The sequence below is a fragment of the Bartonella sp. HY328 genome, from assembly GCF_025449335.1.
Lineage (GTDB): Bacteria > Pseudomonadota > Alphaproteobacteria > Rhizobiales > Rhizobiaceae > HY038.
The window spans coordinates 1,732,223-1,757,206 of sequence record NZ_CP104883.1 but is presented as its reverse complement, the minus strand read 5'-3'; the positions used below and the strand labels follow the sequence as shown (position 1 = coordinate 1,757,206).

Sequence of the window (24,984 nt, the reverse complement as noted above, 5' to 3'; positions counted from 1 at the left end):
GATAAATTAACGCTTTTTTATGGCTTGCTATGCTTTGCTGGCAACGCATAAGGAACGTAAAAATTATGAAATTCGCCTTTATTTTATTATCTACCGCTATCATTTTTCCAAGCGATAGTTTATCCCTTAAAAACAATGTTTTAGATGATAACGTTCAACCCTATAGTCAACCCCTACCCGCAAAAACCAACTATATTGCCGACCAAGAATCTAGCAGCAGTCAAGATAAATACATTGTTGGCATTGATCCAATTATTACCGGTAATCATATTCTGTCCCATTAGTTTTAATTGATATTTTACGCATTTTTTAAAATTGGATAATTGTCATGCATAAAAGTTTAAAAGAGGTTTTTAGCGCAAAATCAGGACGATTAATAACCAGCTTTCTGGCATTAACTTTTGCCATATTATGCGCTGAGAATGCAGCAAAAGCTCAAGCTAACGATATAGCAACAGGTATTGCTATGCATGGCGGCCCACAATTAGCTAAAACCTTTAACCATTTTCCTTATGCTGATCCTAATGCTCAAAAAGGTGGTAAATTTTCTTTTGGTGTTATAGGTACATTTGATGGTTTTAATCCTTTTATCTTACCCAGCATGCGCACGACAGCTAGAGGTCTTTTTGGCGATGAACAATTAGGATCATTGGTGTTTGAAAGCTTGATGGTACGCTCGCGCGATGAACCTTTTACACTTTATGGTTTGATTGCTGATGGAGTTGAAATTAATGACGCAAGAACTGAAGCTGTTTTCCATTTAAATCCATTAGCAAAATTTCAAGACGGCGCGCCTATAAAAGTTGAAGATATTATTTTCACTATCGATCTACTGCGTGAACATGGCCGCCCACCCTTTAATAGTTATGCTAAACGTATCAAAATAGTTGAAAAAATTAATGACCAAACGGTGCGATTTGTCTTTAATACTGATGGCGATCGCGAGCTACCATTGTTGATTGCGAGTGTTCTACCTGTTTTACCGAAACATGCTATTGATCGCAATAAATTTGCCACAAATGGACTTACACCCTTATTAGGATCTGGGCCTTATAAAATTGCTCAATTCACTGCGGGACAACGCGTAACCTATAAACGTGATGAAAACTATTGGGGCAAGGATTTGCCTGTTAACAAGGGGCTTAACAATTTTGATGAAATTCGCATTGAATATTATCGCAATGATAATGCGCGATTTGAGTCATTTAAGAAAGGCATTCTTGATATATTTATTGAAGATCAACCCAATCGTTGGCGTTTAGGTTATAATTTTCCAGCAGTTAAAGAAGGAAAAATTTTAAAAGAAGAGTTCAAAACAGGGACACCTGCCCCCATGATCGGTTTTGTATTCAATACGAGACGAGAACTTTTTGCAGATAAAAGAGTTCGGCGCGCGCTTTCCAACGTGTTAGATTTTGAATGGATTAACCGTAATCTTTTTGATAATCTTTATGAGCGTACTGAGGGGTTTTGGGATGGTTCGGAGCTGTCATCTATTGGTAGACCTGCAAGTGAATTAGAGCGGCAATTGCTTGCGCCCTACCCTGATTTTGTTAACCAAGATGTTTTAGATGGCACTTGGCATCCAATAAAAACTGATGCATCAGGAATTAACCGTTCGGGGTTACAGCAAGCTTGGCAAGAGTTAAAAGATTTAGGATTTACACGTAAAAACTATCAAATCTATACACCAACAGGCCATCCCTTTACTTTTGAAATCATGACCCGTTCTATTGAGGAGGAAAAAATTGCTCTTGCCTACCAACGCTCCCTCGCCCGCATCGGTATTACTGTTACTGTGCGCTCGATAGATGATAGTCAATATCAAACTAGGCTTGGTACTTTTGATTACGACATGATTATTGGCAACCTAAGTGCCTCACTTTCGCCTGGCAATGAACAAATACGCCGTTGGGCCTCGTCATCGCGCGACATGGAGGGAAGTTTTAACTATGCAGGCGTTGCTAATCCTGCGGTTGACGCTTTGATAAAGACAATGCTTGAGGCGCGCAGTAAAGAGCAATTTACTGATAGTGTTCGCGCTCTTGATCGCGTCCTTATCTCAGGCCATTATTATTTACCGCTATACCACCTTCCACGCCAACTAGTAGCACGGCGAAATTATGTGAAACATCCAGATTATACATCGCTCTATGGCTATCGTATTCCAGCTTGGTGGATAGATGAAAGTGAAAAAACAAAGTTAAAAAATTAAAAATGATTTTGGGCTTTTCTACTTATTGATTATATTAAAAAACCATCAAAACCATGCAATTACGAGGCTATTTGTGACTAATTTAACTATTGATATTATTGCTGATTTTGTCTGTCCTTGGTGTTATATTGGCGGCAAGCGCCTTGATAAAGCGCTTAAATTGTTAGAAATTGACAATGCTAAAATTGAATGGAAGCCCTATCAGCTTGACCCAACCATACCAAAGCTTGGTCGCCCTTATGAAAGCTATTTAAAGCAAAGACTGGGCGGCACGGACAAGGTTGATGAAATTCATCGCCAGCTGATTGAACTTGGCAAAGAATTCGAGATTGAGTTTGATTTTGAAACAATCGAAATTATGCCCAATACAATGGATGCCCATAGACTTGCTTATTGGGCAGGACAAGCTGAAAGCGGCACGCAAACCAAAGTTGCTTATGAGCTTTATTCAAGATTTTTTGAGCAAGGACAAGATATTGGAGAGACGAATATCCTAACTGATATTGCAAACGAAGTGGGCATGCGCAGTGACGTCATAGAAAAGCTTCTTGAAACTAATATCGATATTAATACAATGACGGATGATATCGCCCTTGCCCAGAAAATTGGTGTTCAAGGTGTTCCGTGTTTTATAATCAATAAAAAATATGCAATTATGGGCGCACAAACAACGCAGCAATTTGCTGATGCAATTGGACAAATAAGCGCCGGATTTGAACCACAAGGTAGTGAAGACCGATGAATATTAAATTGCAAAAAAATTTATAGCTAATAAAAATTTAGCTAAAATTATAAAAGTGCCAATTTAACTTACAAAACTAAATTGGCACTTTGTCAATAAAAGATGTTCACTAAAATAAGCTATAAGATATATAAGATCTAGCTATGTTAACCTGCTTTTATCTCCGCAACACCTTGCCGCGCTAAGGCATCAACACGTTCATTTTCGGCATGCCCTGCATGCCCCTTAACCCAATGCCAAACAACGTCATGACGTTTGCGAGCCTCGTCAAGTGCTTGCCAAAGATCCATATTTTTAACTGGCTTTTTGGCAGAAGTTTGCCAACCATTACGCTTCCAACCTTCAATCCATTTTGAAATGCCATCACGTACATAAACTGAATCGGTAAATAGGTCGACTTTACATGGTTCTTTCAAGGCATTTAAAGCTTCAACAGCCGCCATAATTTCCATGCGATTATTGGTTGTTTCTTTTTCACCGCCAAAAAGTTCACGTTCATGGCCATTATATTGTAAAAGTGCGCCCCACCCCCCAGGGCCAGGATTGCCCGAACACGCGCCATCAGTATAAATAACTATCTGTTTCATCATCACTTATTGTCAGCTATTAATGATTGGGAAGACCAAGCTCACTACTACGTTCTATCTGCCTAAAAAAACGTAACTTGCGTAAATATTCTATCGGATTTTTTTTGACTACAAAACCGCTATCATCAATAAAAAACCAATCATAAGCCCGGGTTAAGAAAAAACGTAAAGCAGCACCGCGTGCCAAAATTGGCAATAAATCGCGCTCACGATCTGAAAGCGGACGTTGTGCAGCATAATGGGATAGAAGTGCACTCCCCTTTGTCAAATTATATGACAAATCGGCTTCAAAGCACCACGCATTTAAACAAATGGCCAAATCATAGGCAAGAGCATCATTACAAGCAAAATAAAAGTCAATTATGCCAGATAAATCGCCATCAAGGAAAAACACATTATCATTAAATAAATCGGCATGAATGACCCCAGATGGTAAATCACTGGGCCAATTCTTTTCAAGAAAAACCAATTCATTATCAATTTCATTTTCAAGGTCTGGAGCCATATCATTTGCACGATAACGCACATCGCTCCATAATTGACGCCAACCATCAATGGAAAGGCTATTTTTGCGTTGAATTGCAAAATCAGCGCCTGCAACATGTAGATTGGCAAGTGCAGACCCTACTTTTCCACAATGAAAAGCTGTTGGTTTCCTAACCCACATCCCCTCGAGAAAACTTATAAGAGCTGCCGGTTTTCCAGCTAATTGACTTACCATTGCACCGTCGTTGCGTAAGATAGGTTGTGGGCAAGGAATGCCTTTTTGAGCAAGATGTTGCGTTAGCCCGAGAAAAAACGGCAAATCGCGTTCATCAACGCGCTTTTCATAAATAGTAAGAATAAAGTTACCAGCTTTGGTCCTTAACAAGAAATTAGAATTTTCAACGCCTTCGGCAATGCCCTTATAAGAGAGAAGCGTTCCAACGTCATATTCGTTTAAAAAGCTTGCAAGCTGCTCTTCACTAATATCGGTATAAACAGCCATTGCCGACGACCTTTCTTGTTAGGCTAATTCATTAAGCGCGGAATCACCCTCGACGCCATTAACAAAAGCCATATCATCATTGGTTAGGATAACATCACGCAATTCGCGATTTACCAAGAAGTTTTCAAGCTCTTGTGTTGTTTCCGCAAGTTCAATGCTCATATCATAACGCTCGCGAAAAGCTTCTATAATTTCAGAAACTATTATTTCGGGGGCAGAAGCACCGGCTGATAAACTGACAACCCCTAAAGAACCGAGATTTAACCAATCAATTTCAGACGCACGTTGCACTAAAATAGATTTTTTAGCTCCTGCTCTTTCTGCAACCTCGACAAGGCGCCGTGAGTTTGAAGAGTTGGGAGCACCAACAATCAAAAACAAATCACTGCCTGGCGCAGCGGCTTTAACAGCGTCCTGCCGATTTGTCGTCGCATAACAAATAGATTCAGCTGCAGCAGCCTGCATTTGTGGAAAGCGTTGATAGAGCACTTCAATGATGCCGGCTGTATCTTCAACCGATAAGGTTGTTTGCGTAACAAAACCAAGATTTTCTGGATCTAGTGGTTGATAAGTTTGCGCATCCTCAATCGTTTCGATAAGACTTACCGCCCCTTCATCCAATTGGCCCATGGTGCCGATTACTTCTGGATGCCCAGCATGACCAATCAAAATGACATGGCGGCCATGTTTACGATGCCTTATAGCTTGTTTATGCACCTTGGAAACAAGAGGACAGGTGGCATCAAGATAAAAAAGATTTTTAGCTGTTGCATCGGCAGGAACAGATTTTGGCACACCATGAGCCGAAAAAACTACAGGCCGATCGCGAAGATTTTCCGGAATTTCATCTAGCTCTTCAATAAACACCGCGCCGCGCGCCACTAACCCTTCAACCACATAGCCATTATGAACGATTTCGTGGCGAACAAATACAGGCGCGCCATACTTTTTTAAGGCAGCGACCACGATTTGAATAGCTCTGTCAACACCGGCGCAAAATCCACGCGGTCCGCACAGTCGTATAGTCAGGGGGGATTTTGCGGCCATAAAATTCTGTTCCTCTGTCAAATAAATAACATGCATAGGTTATTCAGAACCTTAAAACACATCAGCAATCAAAATAGTGCTTAAATTCAACTACACACCACTTTGAAAATATTCTTATTACATATAGCGATTAAACCCTATATAATCCAGCCAGAAAATTATAGCGGAAATAGTTTCTCCAAGGCTTTAATCGATGCTTTTAAGCTAAAATCAGATTTATGCACCAAATTTAGCATAAGTTGCAATGTAAATCAAAAATGCTAATAGTAGCACAACCACTATTATACCTATCGCGCGGCTTTTTCTTGCAGCCTTTTGCTCTTTTGTAAGAGTTAGGTAAGACTGTTTATCAGATGGCTTGACCATTAGATATAACCCCAAACTGCTAATGCCTTAATGGCAAGATTTTCAAATAAGAGAACTGCAAAAACCCCAGTTAAATAAAAGAGTGAAAAGAAAAACAACTTTTTTGCAGCAGGTATAGTTTGCTCACGTGCATCTGCCTTCCATAATTGGAATGCACGAATAATAAAAACAATACCCAAAACTGTAGAAATAATACCAAATACAATACCAGCAAAGCCCAAAACAAACGGTAAAACACCGATTAACGCCATTAATATTGCATAAACCAAAATTTGGTTTTTAGTTGAACGCTCACCTTTGACATTTGGCATCATAGGAATATGAGCAGCCTCATAATCTGTTGTGCTAAACAATGAAAGCGCCCAAAAATGCGGTGGCGTCCACATGAAAATAATCAAAAACAAAACAATACTATCAATACTAATTGTCCCTGTTACTGCAGCCCAGCCTATCATTGGCGGAAAAGCCCCTGATGCCCCGCCGATAACAATATTTTGCGGCGTAGAACGTTTGAGCCAAATGGTATAGATCACAGCATAGAAGAAAATAGTAAAGGCCAAAAATAAGGCTGAAAACCAATTAATAAATACACCCATTACACCAACGGCAAACGCTGATAAAACCAAACCAAATATCAAGACTTGGCTGCGGCTAATTTTGCCTGATGGAATGGGCCTTGATTTGGTACGTTTCATAACCGCATCAATATCAGAATCATACCACATATTTAATGCACCGGATGCACCGCCACCAACAGCAATACACAAAATAGCAAGAAACCCTAAAATGGGATTGATTGTGCCAGGCGCAACAACAAGACCAACAAAGGCAGTAAAAACCACCAAAGACATAACACGCAGTTTTAATAACGTGATATAATCACGGCTGTCTGCCATGGATATATACGCCATTTCAGGCGTTTGATTAATTTGACTAGGTATTGACATTAAACGCCTATCGAGCATTGGCTCAAATTGGTTAAACTTTACAGCACAATATTATAAAGATATGCCGTTTCAATTTACAAATATTAGCATTTTTCACTAGATTAGTAATGAATTTACATTGCTGGTTATTTTTGACTTTATAGGTTTAATAAAGACCAAAATTTTTATATCCCATTTTTAACACATCACTGCTAAACACTCTAGTTAAAATGTAGAGTTTTTTATCCATAATGGGATGGCCCCAACACAAGTTAAAGGCCACCCCACAAGCCCCCGCGGCTTAATGCTTGTTAAAAACAGGTACTGCTTGCCATTGCAGGATTGGAGCCGGTGATGGCAAGGTCCATTCAAGTGTGGTTGCCCCCTCACCCCAAGGATTGCCGGCTACGGCTTTTTTACGCCAAAACGCTTCGCAGATACCATATAGAAAAACAATAAGTGACAGCACACCGATCATTGCACCTAGTGTTATTATCTTGTTCCAACCAATGCTATTTTCAATCAAAAAAACAACACTATTGTTAGCATATTCAAAACCTTGGAAATGCTGAGGAAGAAAGATCATATTAACAGCAATAAACATGATCGAAAAATGTATCTTTCCAGTAGCTTCACGCAATTCATAACCTGAGATTTTGGGAAACCAAAAATACCATGCGGCAAAAATTGCAAAGACTGCGCCAAGTGACAAAATATAATGAAAATGACTGACAAATGCAGGATTACCATTGCTAACAGGGCTATTTAAGGCCAAATGAATGGCGGAAAAACTACCGATAACAAACATTAAAATAAAACCCAAAGCCCAAAGCATTGGTGTTTTATATTGAATATGCCCGATCGCAATAGTTGCAAGCCAAGAACCGATTATTACAAAAGCAGGAATAGCTATAATTGGCAAAGCCACGAAGAAATAGCTTTTAATATCCCCTAGATTAGATGCTGAAAAAAGATTTTGAGCCCAAATAAGGAAACCAGCAGCACCAATAAATATCATAGCCGAAATAACATAATTACGTCCAACAAGTGGGCGATTTGCAAAAGTAGCAACAACTTCACTAATAATACCAAAGGCTGGCAAAATTAGCACGAAAATTTCTGGATGCGAATAGAACCACAACATAATTTGTAAATTTTTACCGTCAACGGCTGACATGCTAAAACTATCAAAGCCGAAATGATAAAGCAAAGAACTTAACGCCGCAGTCATAGTCGGCATGCAAATAATCATTAAAAAAGATGAAACTAAAACTGACCAGACAAAAATAGGTAAATATCTAAATCCCATACCAGGCGCGCGCGCTACCAATATAGTTGCAATAAAATTGGCAGCAGTCAAAATTGCAGAAAGTGCAGCAAGGTGAATCATCGCTATCATTAATACACAGGCAGTCTGCGCAGATGAAACCCACAACAGGCTACCGACCAATAAAAACATTGCCGGAAATAATAACAAAAATGCGAAGCGATTTAGGCGTGGAAATAGCATATCTTCGCAACCAATCATCATGGGCAAAAGCCAATTGGCAAAACCGCCAAATAAAGCCGGTACCACCATGAAAAAAATCATGATAAGTGCGTGAGCCGAGGAAAAAAGCGCAAACATTTCACGTCCTTTTTCAACAGCAGATATTCCCTCATAACCATATAGTAAGCTGGCTAGTCCATGAAAATATTGAATGCCAGGCTCATTGAGTTCAAGGCGCATCGCAACAGAAAGCAAAACACCAACGATCCCAGCAATAATGGCAAAAACCAAATAATTGGTTCCAATTTTTTTATGATTACAAGAAAAAATTGTTTTCATAAGACTCTATTTCTCGCATTATCAGCATTTATCTGCTTCATTACCCATCAAGTCCACCAATATTATTCACCTTTAACTTACGCGGTTTAACTTAGCCCCACGCAAAAACGATGTAGTTTGGAAAACTTTTAAATTTCTGTTCTTTTACCATATCTAGCTTAAGACACAAGATTTAAAGATGTGGCATAATTACACAGCCTTGATACGCATGCCCAAACCTCCCACTACAAACGGCATTATTAGTTATTGCTTGGAGGTTACCAATATATGATATTCATCTCTTTAGATGTTATCATTTCTTTTGCAATTCCACCAATAAACCATATTGCCTGGAACTTCGCGTAACAACGAGTAGAGATCTCTTACATTCCATTGCTGGCTTGGTGCATAATAAACCGGTGAGATGCCATTGCAGGAAAAAGCTAAGCGTGTGCGAGGAACATGGAAAAATTGTGTTATAATAAAGGCGCTTTTGGCTGAGTTCTTTTGCATTATGCCCACCATGTTTTTCGCAGTCGCAGCAGTATTTACGCCTTCAGGGTCTTCTATAATAACATTAGCTGGAATACCTTGGGCAATGAGATATTCCTTCATTATCTTTGTTTCAGATAAACCAAATTCGTTTTCGCCACCACTCACCACAACTAAAGGGAAAAAGCCTTTTTGATAAAGATTTACTGTTTCATCAAGTCGCCCCTTTAAATACGAAGACAACGAACCGTCAGCAAAAATCGCCGTACCTAAAACCACTCCTATATCAGCCTTCTCCTTATGATCACGGACACCGATTAAAACAACAACCAATGCTGCAAAGACAGGAATAACGAGAAGTATAGATAAAAATACAATTATTTTTTTCATAAAATAGATACCTAACGATAATAAACTACTATTAAATTTTAAGTCTCAAAACTATGGTTGAAATAAATTCGAAATTAAACATTTTTATGGTATTTTAACTTGCAAGCACTCAAACTCATCTATCTTAGAGATACAACCAGCTATTTTTTTTAATTTTACACTTAATAATTTCATTTCGATATAGCTGATTAGGTTTAAAAATGAGGTCATTCGCCATATTAAAGAACCATCCACAAGACCATAGTAGATGACGTTAACAAGCGTAACTATGAGGTATGTATAATTTAAAATCTTATTTAATTTCAAAGCATCCTGCAATTATTATTGGTGTGATCCACCCCACAAATTAACGAGATGAAATAAAACGTGCACGCAATATCACGAGTGGTTTTAGGATCTTTTTATTGACTTTAGGTGATTTTGATAAAAGAAACGCATATGCAGAAAAACCGCTTTTTATTTTAATATATAATTTAATTTAAAAATAGCTTGTTAAAAAGTTACAAGAAAAACTTTTCTTTTATCCGCAACCTCAATGGTTTTTTCAAAATCAAGAATAAAACTAGATCCTGCTTCAATGGCAACACCGGCAAGCCCCGATTGAAATGCTTGTTCAATAGTATCAGGTCCAATGGTGGGCAAATCTGCACGTTTTTCTTGGTTTGGTTTGGCACATTTTACCAAAACGCCACCTTGTTGTGGGATGCGCCGCTCTTGTCGCATTAAGGCAATACGCTTAATCATATTATCAGTGCCTTCGGCGCCTTCAAGTGCAACAACTCTGCCACCAACAGCTACAGCACCCTGCCCGACATCAAGATCACCAAGCATATGTGCTGCTGCAAGCGCAAGCTTTAAATTTTTTTCTTCTACTTTAGAAGGTGCCAAGTCAGATAACAGGCATGGTGCTGGCGCAAGCAAATCGGGTACCACCTCATGGGCTCCAAGCACCTCAAAACCATAAGATTCAAGTACCTTGATGAAAGCGCGGAGTAAGGCATCATCGCCTTGCGCTAAAGCAAAAAACACGCGTGTTAAGGCACGCAATGTTGGGCCATCTAATCGTAAATTAGATAGATGTGGCCTACTTTTTACACCACCTGCTAATACCACATTTTTGACATTGGCACTTTTCATTGCCCTGATAAGCTTTGCAAATTCAACAATTGAAATCTCACAATGCTCAAATTTATAAATATCAGGATCAGCCTCATGACGTAAGGGAACGACAAAGGGATCTTGCCCCATAGATTTCAATGATTGGGCAACAGCTAAGGGCAGTTTACCACCACCTGCAATAATGGCTGTACGCCCTTTAGGTAAAAGCTTTGTCACCCCAATACCCCCTATGCAACATTAGGCTTTTTAAACTTGAAACCAAGATAGAGAATAAAGAACCAAATAGGCATAACAAGCACAGACAGACTCATATCTGGAGCTGCAAGAGTAAAAAATGCTGGCGAATTGTTGTCTATAATGTGTAAAGTCTTTAATAGATAGGTCATTAAACCATTTTCACTAAAACCGGTTAAAATCATCAATGAAACAAGCAGCAATAAAAATAGTAAGCAGATGTAGTTAGCCAAAGGAAACAAGGGAGAGGGAAACTTAGTTTTACTATTTTTCAGTTTTTTTGCACGTCTAAATCTCAAGTGAACAAGAATAATTGTTGCCCAAGTCATAGCAGCCGCTGTCGTAGCAACGGCCATAACCCGCATAAATGCTTCATTTGGTACGAGATAATTAATGATAACCGCAACAGCTGTACAAAGCGATGAGACTAAAATTGCAATAAATGGAACGCGATTATGGCTTAGCTTCATAAAAATACGCGGCGCATTACCTTGTTCTGCCAATGAATAAAGCATTCGGCTATTGGAATAAATTCCGCTATTATAAACTGAAATTGCAGCAGTTAGCACGACAAAATTTAAAATATGTCCGGCAGCAGGAATACCGATATTGGTAAAAATAGAGACAAAGGGGCTATTATCTTTATTAAGCAAATTCCACGGATTTAATATCATAATGACAGTAATTGCACCAATATAAAAAATTAATATACGCCACATAACCTGATTAATGGCTTTTGGTATGGTCTTTTCTGGGTTTTCCGCTTCACCTGCAGCAACGCCAATGAGTTCAGTTCCTCCAAATGAAAACATAATCACAACAAACGCCATAATCATGCCAGATGCACCAAGCGGAAAAAAACCACCTTGGCTCCATAGATTCGAAACCGTTGCATTGGCGCCCCCTAATCCTGTTATGATTAGGATAACACCAAAAACAATCATACCGATAACTGCAATGACTTTAATTAAGGCAAACCAAAACTCAAACTCACCATAAAACCTTACATTTATAAGGTTCACGGCAGTAATAACCATTAAAACGACAAGAGAACTAATCCAATGATCTATGGGCAGCCAATGATCAAGATAGATGCCAACAACCGTTAATTCCGCCATACTGACCAAAATATAAAGCAACCAATAATTCCAGCCAGCAAAAAAACCAGCAAAACCATTCCAATATTTATAGGCAAAAAAACTGAACGAACCTGCAACTGGCTCTTCAGTTGACATTTCACCAAGCATCCGCATGATAAGATAAATAACAAGCCCACCAATAAGGTAAGAAAGAATAGTCGCAGGCCCTGCAAGACTGATCGCTTCGGCCGAGCCATAAAAAAGGCCTGTACCAATAGCTCCACCTAATGCAATCATTTGGATGTGACGGTTTTTTAATCCGCGGCGCAAATTCCTGTTATCACCTTCCATCACATTCCTTTCAAAAACCGCTTACAACAAATTCTGGTCTTTTATAAATCTACGATAACTGCTCTTCGTTAGACTTGGCAGTTAATCCTAAAAAATCGAAAATCTTAGTATCAAGTAAATGAGATGGACGTACGTTACCGAGCGCGCGGATCATAGTATCTTTGCGGCCTGGCATCCGCTTTTCAATATCCGACAACATTGCCTTCATAGCATTTCGTTGCAATCCATCTTGAGAGCCGCAAAGATTACATGGAATAATTGGAAAATCCATAATTTCGGCGAATTTTGCAAGATCATCTTCTGCAGCATAAATAAGTGGCCGCAATACAAAAAGATCACCTTCATCATTGAGCAGCTTGCCCGGCATAGATGCCAAACGCCCACCATGAAAGAAATTCATAAAAAATGTTTCCAATGCATCATCACGATGATGACCAAGCACGAGCGCGGAACAACCTTTTTCACGCGCTAACCGATAAAGAATGCCACGACGTAAGCGTGAACATAGTGAGCAATAGGTCTGACTTTGATCGAGTTTATCCGTCACCACCGAATAAGTGTCCTGATATTCAATATGATATTCAACACCAATACTCTTTAAATAATCGGGTAAAATATGTTTTGGAAAATTTGGCTGCCCTTGATCTAAATTACAAGCAATAAGATCAACAGGTAAAAGTCCGCGCCATTTTAAGTCCAATAAAAGCGCTAGCAGGCCATAGGAGTCTTTGCCACCAGACAACGCAACAAGCCAACGCTCACCCTTAAGCGATGAGCCATTTATCATAGCAAAATCTTCTATAGCTTGGCGCATATGGCGCAACAAACGCTTGCGTAATTTATTAAATTCAACTGCGGAACTAACATCTCGAAACATCGGATGACAGCCATCATCGGCAAAAGTTTCACCTTTTGCACTGCTAACTTCGATAAGATTTACTCGAGATGAACTCATTGCTGCCTCGGCATAGTCTGTAACTGTTATATAAGGTAATTCACTAATAACGAACCAACTAGATCATTTTATTGATCAAATAAGACCAAAAATATTTTAAAAGCATAATTTTATAAAATATCTCAAATGTCCAATATAATAAAGGGGGCATAAGCCCCCTTCAAAATTCGATAATCGAAAAAATCTATTAGCGTGAGTAGAACTCGACTACTAGATTTGGTTCCATTACAACAGCGTAAGGAACATCGGCAAGATTTGGCACGCGAAGATAGGTAGCGCGCATCTTGTTGTGATCTGCTTCGATGTAGTCAGGAACATCACGTTCTGCCAACTGTGTTGCTTCGATCACGATAGCCAATTGTTTTGACTTTTCACGAACTTCGATCACATCGCCTGCTTTACAACGGTAAGACTGAATATTGGTGCGAACACCATTAACATTAACGTGACCGTGGTTTACAAACTGACGTGCAGCAAAAATTGTTGGTACAAATTTTGCACGATATACAACTGCATCTAGACGGCTTTCAAGCAAACCAATCAAGTTTTCACCAGTATCACCGCGACGACGTGCAGCTTCTTCATAAGTTTTATGGAATTGCTTTTCAGAAACGTCACCATAGAAACCTTTAAGTTTCTGCTTTGCACGAAGCTGAACACCATAATCGGAAAGCTTGCCTTTGCGGCGCTGACCGTGCTGGCCTGGACCATATTCACGGCGATTAACTGGGGACTTAGGACGACCCCAAATATTTTCGCCCATGCGGCGATCAATTTTATACTTTGCAGATTCGCGCTTACTCATCGCATTTCCTTTGAATATTATTTATTGCTTTTCAGCTAGTTTTAAGGAAACGCGCCCTCCTCTGCCTTTTTAATTATCTTAATTAAAACAATAAGATAAAAATCTAAAAGACTGACAGGATAAAACCGCAAATCTTGCGTCTTTATCCACGGGACACGTTATTATTGTGATTTAGAAAAACCACGATTTGGGGCTTTTATGTCATAGTTAATATTATGTCAAGCATGAAACCAGTAATATGTGATTTCAACTTGTATATTTAATATTCGACCACAATTTCTTGGGGTTTACGACTTTCTTTAATTTTTAAAAAAGTAAGTGTTGCATAAGCAATTACAAATATTGTGTGAATAAAAGGCACCACTAAATGCAATTCAAAATATGACGCGTAAAGAGTATAACAAACAGCTTCAACAAAACCACCGATTAGCCATAAGATTATCCCCCATTTTGATCCCATCCATAGACCACAAGCGGCGATGGGATATAAAATAGCAAGGCTACAGCACAAAATTCGCCAATTCCAAGGCATAAGATCATAGCGCCATAAAGGTTCATTATAAACACCAATTAGTCTTACCCAGTAACCTGTACCAAGGGTTAAGCAAAACAGCGCTAACACCCCTAAGAATATTGCAAAACCACGCTCGTTCCAACTTGCTTTTAGTTTACCTATATATTGATCAATCAAAACGATAACTCTTTATCTAAAGGTGAAAAATAAACTTCAACCTGCTCATTCGTTACATCTGCAAGCTTTGACGGTTGCCATTTTGGATTACCGTCTTTGTCCACCAACACAGCACGTACACCTTCATAAAAATCATGGCTATCTAACATATGTTTGGCAATACGATTATCAATAATTAAGCAATCCCCTAATGATAAAGGTTTACAAGCTGAAAACTGGCGATAAATGACTTTCAAAGATGTGGGTGAGCGTTTTTGCAATGTCTCAAGGCAGGCCTTTGCAAATTCGCTATCAGCTTCCGCTTTTTGTTGCAATTTTTCAAATATTTCATCAATATTTTCCGCACAAAAGCACTCATTAATCAAATTGCGCGTTTCAATGGGCGTGTCAAAATCTAGCTCTACCGCATTAGCTTCTAAAAATGGTCTAGGATTACCCGTATTTATCAATTCTTGCTTAAATGCTGCCAAATCACTTTCATGAAGAGCATGGGTTGCAAGACCAAATTGCAAACAATCACCTTGTTTTATTTTTTCACCAGTTAGCGCAAGATAGAGACCAAACTGATTAGGCAAACACGGCAACACAGCACTTGTTCCAACATCTGGAAAAAAGCCAATTGCACTTTCGGGCATGGCAAAAATGGTTTTCTCGGTAATAATGCGATGCGAACCATGAATTGAAAGGCCAACGCCGCCGCCCATTACAATACCATTTAAAAAAGAAATAAAGGGTTTTGGAAAATTACCAATCCGATAATTCATTTTATATTCTGATTCGAAATAGCTATAAAGCGGCTGCCCAGCTTGCCCCGCCTTATAGGCTGCTACGACATCGCCACCGGCGCAAAAAGCGCGCCCCTCGCCTTCAACAATCACACAAGCAACATCATCGTCCGTTTCCCAAGCAATAAGTGCATTATTAAGAGCATTGATCATCGAAAAATTTAAGGCATTGAGCGCCTTTTCCCGTGTAAGTCTAATAAGGCCAACGTGCCCTTCTTTGGCAAAACTTATATCATCACCACCACCAAAATCCATTTGCATTATTTATGCTCTCCGCTTGGTTTCACCATTTAAACTTTCACATTAAATCACTAGAACTAAAGTTTAAAGGCTTTTTATTAATTGGCTCACTTGATAAGTTAAAGATGCCTTACCTTTTCATTGCATAAATGTGATCAATTAATACAATTCATACGATAAAATTAAATACAATGAAATTTTCGCTTTTTATGTTAAAAGCAAAATGCGATTCATCACTCACCCCTTATCAAGATGGAAAAAAATGACTAGGACAATTGATCAAATCACCGCCGGCCGCAGACTTAGACGCATGCGTAAAGCTGATTGGTCGCGTCGACTAGTGCAAGAAAATGTACTTGGTACCAATGATCTTGTTTGGACAATTTTTCTCTGTGATGGGCAAGGCATTCGTGAAGAAATTCCTTCTATGCCAGGGGTACACCGCTTTTCAGTCGATGTTGCCGTCGAAGAATGTCTTGAAGCAGCAGCCTTAGGCATCCCAGCCATAGCACCGTTTTCGCGAGAGGATTTTTCAATAAAAAGTGAAGATGGAGCTTATGTGGCTTCACCATTAAACCTCACCAATCGTTTCACCAGTGAATTAAAACGCCATAATGCTAATATTGGCATTATTACCGATGCAGCATTAGACCCATACACCACCCACGGCCACGATGGTATATTGCGTGATGGCGTTATCATAAATGATGAAACGGTTGCGATGGTAGTTAAAGGTGCTTTATCGCAAGCGCGTGCCGGTGCCGATATTATTGCCCCATCGGATATGATGGATGGGCGCATTGGCGCTATACGTGATGCACTTGATGCAGAGGGTTTTCAAGATGTTGCAATTATATCTTATGCCTGCAAATTTGCTTCTGCTTTTTATGGCCCCTATCGCGATGCAATTGGCACAGCAGGTCTATTAAAGGGCGATAAAAAAACTTATTATATTGACCATGCCAATAGCGATGAAGCGGTTAGAGAGGCAGCGCAAGACCTTGATGAAGGTGCAGATATGCTTATGGTTAAACCTGGTCTTCCCTATCTTGATATTATTTATCGATTAAAAGAAAACTTTTCTGTACCTTTATTTGCCTACCAAGTTTCGGGTGAATATGCGATGATGATGGCAGCAATTAATAATGGGTGGGTTGACGGCGAGCGAATTATTGCTGAGACGCTTTTATCTTTAAAACGAGCTGGTTGTGATGGTATCCTCACCTATTTTGCTAAGGATATTGCTCAAAAAATTCTTCACAATAAGATAAGTTGAGTAAATTTATTCTCTTTGAAGTATTCTAAGCTGTGACGGCATGTCACATTAGCCGATACTTGTAATTTTTGTGATCCTACGCCAAAAAGAGCAATATTAAAATGGAAATTTAAGCCTTTTGTAACAACTTGCTAAAGTCCCCACTTTTCCAATTCATACGTTATTTCTAGACAATGTATGAACCATGTTTCAAACGATGCCGCCACACGAAACTTAATTATTTGATATGGCTCATCGCATAAGGAGCTACTATAATGGATGCTGGTGTACTCGCGTTAGAGCTGAGCCCGGAACAAACTAAAAACCGTAAATTTGTGCGCTGGTGGCTGTATATTGTTCTCGTTCTTCTTTTGGCCCTTGTTTTGGTTGGCGGCGCAACCCGTATGACAGGATCTGGACTTTCTATAACTGAATGGAAACCAATTCATGGGATGATTCCTCCGTTAAGCCAAACAGAGTGGAATGAGGAATTTATAAAATATCAGCAAATTGCTCAGTATCAGCATGTTAATAAAGGCATGACACTAGAGGAATTTAAAGGAATTTTCTGGTGGGAATGGGGCCATCGCGCTTTGGCTCGCTTTATTGGTTTTGCGGTCGCAATCCCTCTTTTGGCTTTTTGGTTAACAAGAAGGCTGGAGAAAAAAATTCAATGGCGTCTATTAGGGCTATTATTCTTAGGGGGAATGCAAGGAGCGATTGGCTGGTGGATGGTTGCCTCAGGTCTTGGTAAAAGCCAATTAACCAGCGTTAGCCAATATCGTTTGGCAATCCACCTTGTTTTTGCCTGTATTATTATCATCGCAGTTTTTGCCTTAGCACGAAGTCTTGCAGTATATAAAGAAAAACCGGCATCACGTTCGACCCAAATATATGCCGGATGGATGGTATTTTTAGTTCTTTTCCAAATCTACCTTGGGGCACTTGTTGCAGGCCTTCATGCAGGTCTTGCTTATAATACTTGGCCGCTTATGGATGGGCGCTTTATTCCAGATGGTTTGTTATCACAAAATCCATTATGGAAAAATCTTTTTGAAAATGCATTGACCGTGCAATTCGTTCATCGCATGTTCGCTTATATTTTATTGGTTGCGGCTATTTTTCACGCCTTTAAGGTTGAAAAATTGCTTCCAGGTAGTGCGCATGCACGCAGGGCAATGATTTTACTTCTTCTTATCATTGCGCAAGCAATTTTTGGCATCATTACTCTTTTAACACATGTACCAATTGAATGGGGCCTTATCCATCAAGGATTTGCGTTGCTCGTTATGTGTTTTGCTGTCGCTCATTGGATAGGAACCAAAGGCATGATGAAGCCAAGTCCTTTATCCGGCCCGACAAATATTATTAAATCATTTGCAAGCCTTTTTAAAAACCAAGCAGTAGCTGGAAAATGAATAGGTCGAAATTTTTGTAAAATTGTGATAAATAACTTTCTAAATATCACAAGAATCACATGTGAAGCATATTTAAAAATCAAAAATTTAGATTTTAAAAAAATATGCAAAACAGTTAGACAGGATGATTAAGCAAGATTTATGTGCAAAATGCACACGATAAGCTTAACTATTCTTCAAACCAAATTTTAATCGAACGGTAAATACTATTGCTATGACCCAGAATTATCTTGTTGCCGCCCTCTATTGTTTTGCACGCTTTGATCGCTATGAAGAGCTGCAGGCGCCACTTAAAGCACTTTGTAAAGAAAACGGCGTTAAAGGTACATTATTGCTTGCTCATGAAGGCATTAATGGCACCATTGCAGGCTCTGAAGAAGGCATTAAAAACGTTGTAGATTTTATTACAGCACAGCCTGAGCTTGCCGAGCCTGAACTTAAATATTCCAATGCATCGAAAATGCCTTTTTTACGCATGAAAGTGCGCCTTAAAAAGGAAATTGTCACGATGGGTGTTGAAGGCGTTGATCCACTTAAAAAAGTGGGCACCTATATTGCTCCGCAAGATTGGAATGCCTTGATCGAAGATGAGGACACCATTCTTATCGATACGCGTAATGATTATGAATTAGAAGTTGGCACTTTTAAAGGTGCTATTGATCCTAATATTAAAACATTCCGCGAATTTCCGCAATGGATTGCTGATCATGATGAAGAGTTGCGTAAAAAGAAAAAAATCGCAATGTTCTGCACGGGTGGTATTCGTTGCGAAAAATCAACCGCCTATGTCCGTGGTTTAGGTTTTGATGAAGTATATCACCTTAAAGGTGGTATCTTGAAATATTTAGAAGAAATTCCACAAGAGCAGAGCCTTTGGGATGGTGAGTGCTTTGTTTTTGATGAACGTGTTTCTGTTGGACATGGTTTGCAAGAAGGCAATCTCGTGCTTTGTCGCGCTTGCCGCCGCTCATTATCGCCAGAAGATCTCACTAAGCCTCATTATGAGGCTGGAATTTCATGTGAAGCTTGCTATGGTGAGCGTAGCGAAGAAGATAGAGACCGCTACCGTGAACGCAATAAGCAAATTAAGCTTGCAAGAACGCGTGGCAGCTTTCCCCATATTCGGCCATAGGATTTCCTGAATAAAATTTAAAAAAAACGGGCATTGTCATTAATGCCCGTTTTTTATTTTAATTAAAATAAATTTTATCAAAATGCCAATTTCTATTTTTTTTTAAAACACTATGCTTTTTTATTGGCATTCAATAATTTAAAAAATAATGCGCGTACTGCAATCGATGTTTCATTGATAAGATTTTCAATATGAGCAAAATCTGGCTCATTAACTGCCCTTTGTAATACCTCAGCAAAACCAGGCGGCATTGACTTGGGATCAAAATCATTATTTAAACATATACGCAGGGTTTGACTAAGATTGGTGTAAAATTTAAATGCATGACACAAAATATCTTTGTCTGAAGGCGAGCAAAATTTATCACTCATTGAGCCAAGAACATCGCCAGTGGTTTTTCCGCTCTCATAAGGTGCGTGGCCTGATAAAACTGCAAATTGGGCGATAAATTCAAGATCAATAATGCCACCTGCCATAGTCTTAATATCCCATTTATTGATGGGGGGCTTTTCCTTTTCGATAAGAAGGCGCATTTTAACAACTTCCGCCGCTATATCATCGTTTTTGTTGGCTGTTTTTAAAATATTTTCTATCTCACCATCAAGTTTTAATAAGAATTGAGAGTCACCTGCCACACCACGGGCGCGCGTTAATGCCATATGTTCCCAAACCCAAGCCTCATTATGCTGGTATTTGTCAAAAGCCATAAAGGAAACTGCAAGCGGCCCCTTATTGCCTGATGGGCGTAGGCGCATATCTACTTCATAAAGCACACCTTCACCCGTTGGAGCTGAGAGAGCTGCTATCAATCTTTGTGTCAGTCTCATATAATATTGCGACACATAAAGCGGTTTATCGCCTTGTGACATATCAACTTTTTCATCGTGGTCATAAAGCAATATAATATCAACATCTGACCCAGCCGTCAGCTCATCACTGCCAAGTTTACCCATGCCTAAAAGACCAATCGTGCCGCCAACAACCACACCATGCTTTTGTGAAAATTCTTGTCTTACTCCATCCAAAGCTTTGGTTAACATGAGATCCGCTAAATCGGTAAAAGCGCGTCCTGCCCGTTCTCCATCAATTGCACCGGTCAACAAACGGATACCAATTAAAAATTTCTGTTCATCAGCAAAAATGCGCAAACGATCAAGAATTTCTTCATAAGACGTAGCTTGCGCCAAAAAGAAATCAAGTCTTTCTTGGAGATAAGACTTGGTGGGCAACTGTGCAAAGGTTGTCGGATCCAGCATACCATCAAAAACATGGGGCTTGCGCGTAATAATATCTGCAAGGCGCGGTGCCGCGCTCATAATTAACACCAACATGCCTAAAAGTGCTGGGTTGGAGTTTAACAAGCTAAAAAGCTGAATACCGGCTGGTAGCCCTTGCAAAAATGCATCAAAACGCAACAAAGCATCATCCGCCCGCTTGGTAGCACCAAAGGCTTGCAAAAGTGATGGTGTTAACTCCGTTAGCCTTTCACGCGCTTCCGCTGATTGAGTGGCTCGATAGCGGCCAAAATGCCACGTGCGTATAGTGCGGCAAATATCACTTGGGCGTTCAAAGCCAAGCCGCGATAAGGTTGTAAGGGTTTCGGGATCATCATCCTCACCGGTAAAAACAAGGTTTCCCATATCGGCGCCAAGTTCTTGTTCATGCTCAAACAAGGCTGCATAATGCGCTTCGACCGCCTTTAATGTCGCTAAAAAATCGCGAGAAAAGCTATCGGCATCTTCATAACCCAATAGGCGTACCACACGTAAAAAACCTTCTTCATCTTCCGGTAAAACATGGGTCTGCTCATCTGCAACCATTTGTATAGCATGTTCCACACGTCTCAAAAAAGCATATTTTTTTGTGAGGGAATTGCGTGCTTCATCATTAATCCAGCCAAGTTCACACAATGCTGCCAGCATTTCGACCGTGCGGCGGCCACGCAGTTCAGGAAAACGGCCGCCAGCAATTAATTGCTGTGTCTGAACAAAAAATTCTATTTCACGAATGCCACCACGCCCTAATTTAACATTATGTCCTTTGACAGCAATTTCACCATGTCCCTTATGAGCGTGAATTTGCCGTTTTATCGAATGAACATCGGCAATTGCTGCATAATCAAGATATTTGCGCCAAATATAGGGGGACAATTCCTTTAAAACCTTTTCACCCGCTTCTATATCACCAGCAACAGGACGCGCTTTAATCATTGCGGCGCGCTCCCAATTTTGCCCCCTTGCCTCATAATAATGAAGCGCGGCTACCACCGGCATAGCTAACGGCGTTGACCCTGGATCTGGACGTAGTCGTAAATCAACACGGAAAACATAACCATCGCCCGTGCGCTCCTGCATGATTCGAATAAGTCTCCGCATCATTTTAGAAAAAATATCAACTGATTCAAAAGGATCATTAATAGCAGACGATGAAACATCAATAAAAACAATAAGATCAATATCAGATGAATAATTAAGTTCGCCTGCTCCTAACTTACCCATACCAAGAACGATAAGACCACAATCCTTTTCAGGGTGTTCAAGGTCTGGCAAGGTAATCTTTTTAGCATTATGCGCTTCACGTAGCAAAAAACGTAAACTCGACTTCAGAGTTGCTTCAGCAAGCTTAGATAGCCAATCGCATGTTTCAGCACAGGTAAATAAACCACCAATATCAGCCAATGCTATTAAACAATGAGCCTCGGCCTTACCACGACGCAATTGGGCCATTAACAAAGTTTCATTGATCCCGTCTATTTGATCAATGCTTTTAATATGGGCTAAAACCTCATCAAGGCGGCTCTTAATGTCTATTTGCAATAAAGGTGTTAAAATTTCAGGATTTTTGAGCATAATCTCGCGCAAAAATGGCGACAAGGTCATGACGGAACCAATAAAATTAATAGCTTGGCTTGGTGTTTGAAGAAATTGGATTAATTGGCCTTGTTCTTGTTGTTTGGCACGATTTGACAATTCAGCCAACCAAAAATCAGATTTATCATCAAATGGCGTGATAGATTTCAAACTATGTAACAAAAAAGCTTGCGAAGAAAAAATGCCTTGACCCATGTTCAATCCAAACCATTAACATCATTTTAAAATATCATAATGCATTTTATAAAATTATGCCATATTTAACGAGGTTTAATAAAAGCCTGCAATGCTAAATCAATTTATCCAACTTTTAAGCAGACAAGCTATTAACCTCCCCAATAATCTATCAAGTATAAATAGCATTTAATTGGATTAATCATTTTCATTTTGTAATTTTATTAAACCGTAAACCTATATTCAAGCTGCAACCCAAGACTATAAGAAATATTTAAACTTTTAAAATATATTTAGAACAAAATTATTTAATATTTTTATTTTATAAATTTAATATATTTTAAGTTAAATGATAATTACACGGTTTTTTAAAAAACTTTATATTTTAATAAATATATGATATTAAAAATTTCCTTACCCAGAAAGCAATTTAATCATTAATTATTATTAAGGATTAATCTATGGATTTACGATTGCACTTTCTTGAAGCAGCAGGCGATTTATCTTGTTGGAAAGGTATTATTCGAACTCAGATAGAAGCACTACGCTTAAAGATTGAAAAAATTGTACCTACTAAGGATCATAATATTGCCATTGATATTTTAATTGGCAATGATCCCACTAATATCATTCCCGAAATTGGCGTGGGCGGGAACTGCTATAAAACAGAGCTTATTTCTATTAGCATTGATTCACTTAATGAAAATTTTGCAGCTAAACTTTCCGACGGTCATTTTTCACAAGCCATTGCACATGAATTGCATCATGCGATGCGATGGGCACGACATGGCTATGGAGAAACGCTTGGCGAAGCCATCATTTCCGAAGGTCTCGCCGACTATTTTTCAACATTAATAACTTCAATGCCTGTGCCGCCTTGGTGCAAAGTTGCAACAACAAATCAGATAATTAATCTTGCAAAAGATCAGCTAAGGAATGAAAATTACAACCATTATGAATGGATTTTTGGAACGGGTGATTTACCACGCTGGGCAGGATATAGCATTGGTTATCAACTAATTGATTTATACAGCCGCAAGAATGACAAAAAAAGTAAGACAGGAATGGTCGATATTGATGCTATGGAAATTTTAAATCATATCAATTTATTATTAAAGCAGTAACGTAGATTTTAGACCAAAAGCTAAAATTTAGGAAATATAAATAAATTTTTAGTCAAAATATTAAACATAAAATAAAACAAAAGGCACTGCTTCTAAACCGAAACAGTACCTTTCATTATAATTTTAAAATATCTATTTTAGCTTTTTCGTAATTGCTTAGCTGAATTATCCAGCAAGGCATTAACTAGCTTTGGCTCTTCCTTGCCAAAAAATGCTTTAGCGATATCAACATATTCAGACACAATCACTGGAAGCGGAACCTCTGGACGATTCTTTAATTCCCAAATACCTGCACGTAAAATCGCACGTAGGGTTGTATCAATACGCGATAAAGGCCAACCTTCGGGCAAAAAATCATGAATGAGTGGATCTATTTCACGTTGTTCGGCAACAACGCCTGCAATGATAGAGCGGAACCACTGCGCATCAGCTTCCAGATATTGATCGCCATCAATATCTTTGCCTAACCGAAAATTCTCATATTCGGTCACTGTTTCCATCACACCACTTCCAGCAATATCCATTTGATACAAGGCCTGTACTGCTGCAAGACGTGCTGCACCTCTCTTATTTGCTGGACGTACAGATGGCTTTTTATTCTCTTCGCTCACTCACTTACTCCAAATTGCTTTTTTAGTGCAATCATTTTTAATGCGGCATCTGCAGCAAAACCGCCCTTGTCCTTATCTAGGACACTGGCGCGCGCGATAGCCTGTTCTTCATTTTCAACGGTTAGAATACCATTGCCGATAGCAAGACGCTTGCGCATTGTCAATTCCATGATGCCACGACAAGACTCATTAGCAACAATTTCGAAATGGTAAGTTTCACCACGAATAACACAACCGAGCGCAATGTAGCCATCATAATTTACATCATAGCTTTTGTAAGCATTGGCAATAACACTAGGAATTTCTAATGCGCCAGGAACGGTTACAACATCATAGGTCGCACCTGCTGCATCAAGATGTTTTTTAGCACCTTCAAGCAAACTATCAGCCAAATGATCATAAAAACGAGCTTCTACAATCAATAAATGCAAAGGGCGTTCTTTTTTAGAATTCATTGCCATCTCCAAAAAATGTTTTTATTATCAATACTCCCAAAGCGATAAAATGAAAAGAAAAACTCTTTATATTTCGCATTATTTGGCAAAGTTGATAATAATCATACTAAGGAATTAAAGGCATAT

Annotated in this window: 22 protein-coding genes; 7 read left to right on the top strand and 15 right to left on the bottom strand. The window is 39.2% G+C overall.

The genetic code is table 11. The annotated features are described in order from the left end of the window. Nucleotides 1-65: 65 nt before the first annotated feature. The 3 genes from N5852_RS07460 (at nt 66) to N5852_RS07450 (ending at nt 2,957) form a co-directional block, all read left to right on the top strand. On the top strand, nt 66-284 hold the full coding sequence (locus N5852_RS07460; protein WP_262097202.1) for a hypothetical protein: 219 nt from the start codon (nt 66-68) through the stop codon (nt 282-284). 44 nt (nt 285-328) lie between these two features. Next, on the top strand, nt 329-2,215 hold the full coding sequence (locus N5852_RS07455; RefSeq protein ID WP_315973211.1) for an extracellular solute-binding protein: 1,887 nt from the start codon (nt 329-331) through the stop codon (nt 2,213-2,215). A 73-nt stretch (nt 2,216-2,288) separates the two neighbouring features. After that, nucleotides 2,289-2,957, top strand: a complete 669-nt coding sequence (locus N5852_RS07450; RefSeq protein ID WP_262097201.1) for a DsbA family oxidoreductase — start codon at nt 2,289-2,291, stop codon at nt 2,955-2,957. 146 nt (nt 2,958-3,103) lie between these two features. Here N5852_RS07450 and rnhA read toward each other — a convergent pair whose 3' ends face one another. From rnhA to N5852_RS07390, 12 genes are all read right to left on the bottom strand, one after another. Then, entirely contained in the window at nt 3,104-3,544 is a 441-nt protein-coding gene (gene rnhA / locus N5852_RS07445) for a ribonuclease HI (RefSeq protein WP_262099722.1), read from the bottom strand. A gap of 19 nt (nt 3,545-3,563) precedes the next feature. Then, nucleotides 3,564-4,532: a homoserine kinase gene (locus tag N5852_RS07440; RefSeq protein WP_262097200.1), complete on the bottom strand. Its 969-nt coding sequence runs from the start codon at nt 4,530-4,532 to the stop codon at nt 3,564-3,566. A gap of 18 nt (nt 4,533-4,550) precedes the next feature. Next, nucleotides 4,551-5,579 (bottom strand): 4-hydroxy-3-methylbut-2-enyl diphosphate reductase, encoded by a 1,029-nt coding sequence (ispH, locus tag N5852_RS07435; RefSeq protein ID WP_262097199.1) that lies wholly within the window; start codon nt 5,577-5,579, stop codon nt 4,551-4,553. Nucleotides 5,580-5,944: 365 nt separating this feature from the next. After that, nucleotides 5,945-6,892 (bottom strand): heme o synthase, encoded by a 948-nt coding sequence (cyoE, locus tag N5852_RS07430; RefSeq protein WP_410004205.1) that lies wholly within the window; start codon nt 6,890-6,892, stop codon nt 5,945-5,947. Between the two features lie 280 nt (nt 6,893-7,172). Beyond that, complete coding sequence (locus tag N5852_RS07425) at nt 7,173-8,699, bottom strand: cbb3-type cytochrome c oxidase subunit I (protein ID WP_262097198.1); 1,527 nt, start codon at nt 8,697-8,699, stop codon at nt 7,173-7,175. A gap of 282 nt (nt 8,700-8,981) precedes the next feature. Then, a complete protein-coding gene (locus N5852_RS07420) occupies nt 8,982-9,560 on the bottom strand; it encodes a YdcF family protein (RefSeq protein WP_262097197.1) in 579 nt (192 codons plus the stop codon). Between the two features lie 492 nt (nt 9,561-10,052). Further along, a complete protein-coding gene (locus N5852_RS07415) occupies nt 10,053-10,895 on the bottom strand; it encodes an LpxI family protein (RefSeq protein WP_262097196.1) in 843 nt (280 codons plus the stop codon). An 11-nt stretch (nt 10,896-10,906) separates the two neighbouring features. Further along, on the bottom strand, nt 10,907-12,346 hold the full coding sequence (locus N5852_RS07410) for an amino acid permease (protein ID WP_410004204.1): 1,440 nt from the start codon (nt 12,344-12,346) through the stop codon (nt 10,907-10,909). A 46-nt stretch (nt 12,347-12,392) separates the two neighbouring features. Continuing rightward, nucleotides 12,393-13,220 carry a tRNA 2-thiocytidine(32) synthetase TtcA gene (gene ttcA / locus N5852_RS07405; RefSeq protein WP_262099720.1) on the bottom strand — a complete coding sequence of 276 codons (828 nt, stop codon included), beginning with the start codon at nt 13,218-13,220 and terminating at the stop codon, nt 12,393-12,395. 265 nt (nt 13,221-13,485) lie between these two features. Then, nucleotides 13,486-14,103, bottom strand: coding sequence for a 30S ribosomal protein S4 (gene rpsD, locus N5852_RS07400; protein ID WP_182419356.1), 618 nt, complete (start codon nt 14,101-14,103; stop codon nt 13,486-13,488). 259 nt (nt 14,104-14,362) lie between these two features. Then, the gene (locus N5852_RS07395) at nt 14,363-14,794 is read right to left on the bottom strand and encodes a DUF6163 family protein (RefSeq protein WP_262097194.1); all 432 of its coding nucleotides are present in this window, start codon (nt 14,792-14,794) and stop codon (nt 14,363-14,365) included. After that, nucleotides 14,791-15,840, bottom strand: a complete 1,050-nt coding sequence (locus tag N5852_RS07390) for an enoyl-CoA hydratase/isomerase family protein (protein ID WP_262097193.1) — start codon at nt 15,838-15,840, stop codon at nt 14,791-14,793. The genes N5852_RS07395 and N5852_RS07390 overlap by 4 nt, the downstream gene beginning before the upstream one ends. Before the next feature lie 241 nt (nt 15,841-16,081). Here N5852_RS07390 and hemB point away from each other — a divergent pair, with 241 nt between their 5' ends. The 3 genes from hemB to N5852_RS07375 all read left to right on the top strand — a co-directional run bounded on the left by hemB (nt 16,082) and on the right by N5852_RS07375 (nt 19,624). Then, complete coding sequence (gene hemB / locus N5852_RS07385) at nt 16,082-17,095, top strand: porphobilinogen synthase (RefSeq protein WP_262097192.1); 1,014 nt, start codon at nt 16,082-16,084, stop codon at nt 17,093-17,095. Between the two features lie 254 nt (nt 17,096-17,349). Next, nucleotides 17,350-18,492: a COX15/CtaA family protein gene (locus tag N5852_RS07380; protein WP_262097190.1), complete on the top strand. Its 1,143-nt coding sequence runs from the start codon at nt 17,350-17,352 to the stop codon at nt 18,490-18,492. Between the two features lie 214 nt (nt 18,493-18,706). Next, complete coding sequence (locus tag N5852_RS07375) at nt 18,707-19,624, top strand: oxygen-dependent tRNA uridine(34) hydroxylase TrhO (protein ID WP_262097189.1); 918 nt, start codon at nt 18,707-18,709, stop codon at nt 19,622-19,624. Nucleotides 19,625-19,734: 110 nt separating this feature from the next. Here the strand turns inward: N5852_RS07375 and N5852_RS07370 are convergent, their stop codons facing one another. Continuing rightward, nucleotides 19,735-22,689, bottom strand: coding sequence for a bifunctional [glutamine synthetase] adenylyltransferase/[glutamine synthetase]-adenylyl-L-tyrosine phosphorylase (locus N5852_RS07370; RefSeq protein ID WP_262097188.1), 2,955 nt, complete (start codon nt 22,687-22,689; stop codon nt 19,735-19,737). Between the two features lie 440 nt (nt 22,690-23,129). On the opposite strand from N5852_RS07370, the gene N5852_RS07365 reads away from it, so the two are divergent. Continuing rightward, nucleotides 23,130-23,792, top strand: a complete 663-nt coding sequence (locus N5852_RS07365) for a DUF2268 domain-containing putative Zn-dependent protease (RefSeq protein ID WP_262097187.1) — start codon at nt 23,130-23,132, stop codon at nt 23,790-23,792. 137 nt (nt 23,793-23,929) lie between these two features. Here N5852_RS07365 and nusB read toward each other — a convergent pair whose 3' ends face one another. After that, nucleotides 23,930-24,403: a transcription antitermination factor NusB gene (gene nusB, locus N5852_RS07360; protein ID WP_262097186.1), complete on the bottom strand. Its 474-nt coding sequence runs from the start codon at nt 24,401-24,403 to the stop codon at nt 23,930-23,932. After that, on the bottom strand, nt 24,400-24,858 hold the full coding sequence (locus N5852_RS07355; RefSeq protein WP_262097185.1) for a 6,7-dimethyl-8-ribityllumazine synthase: 459 nt from the start codon (nt 24,856-24,858) through the stop codon (nt 24,400-24,402). The genes nusB and N5852_RS07355 overlap by 4 nt, the downstream gene beginning before the upstream one ends. Between the last annotated feature and the right edge of the window lie 126 nt (nt 24,859-24,984).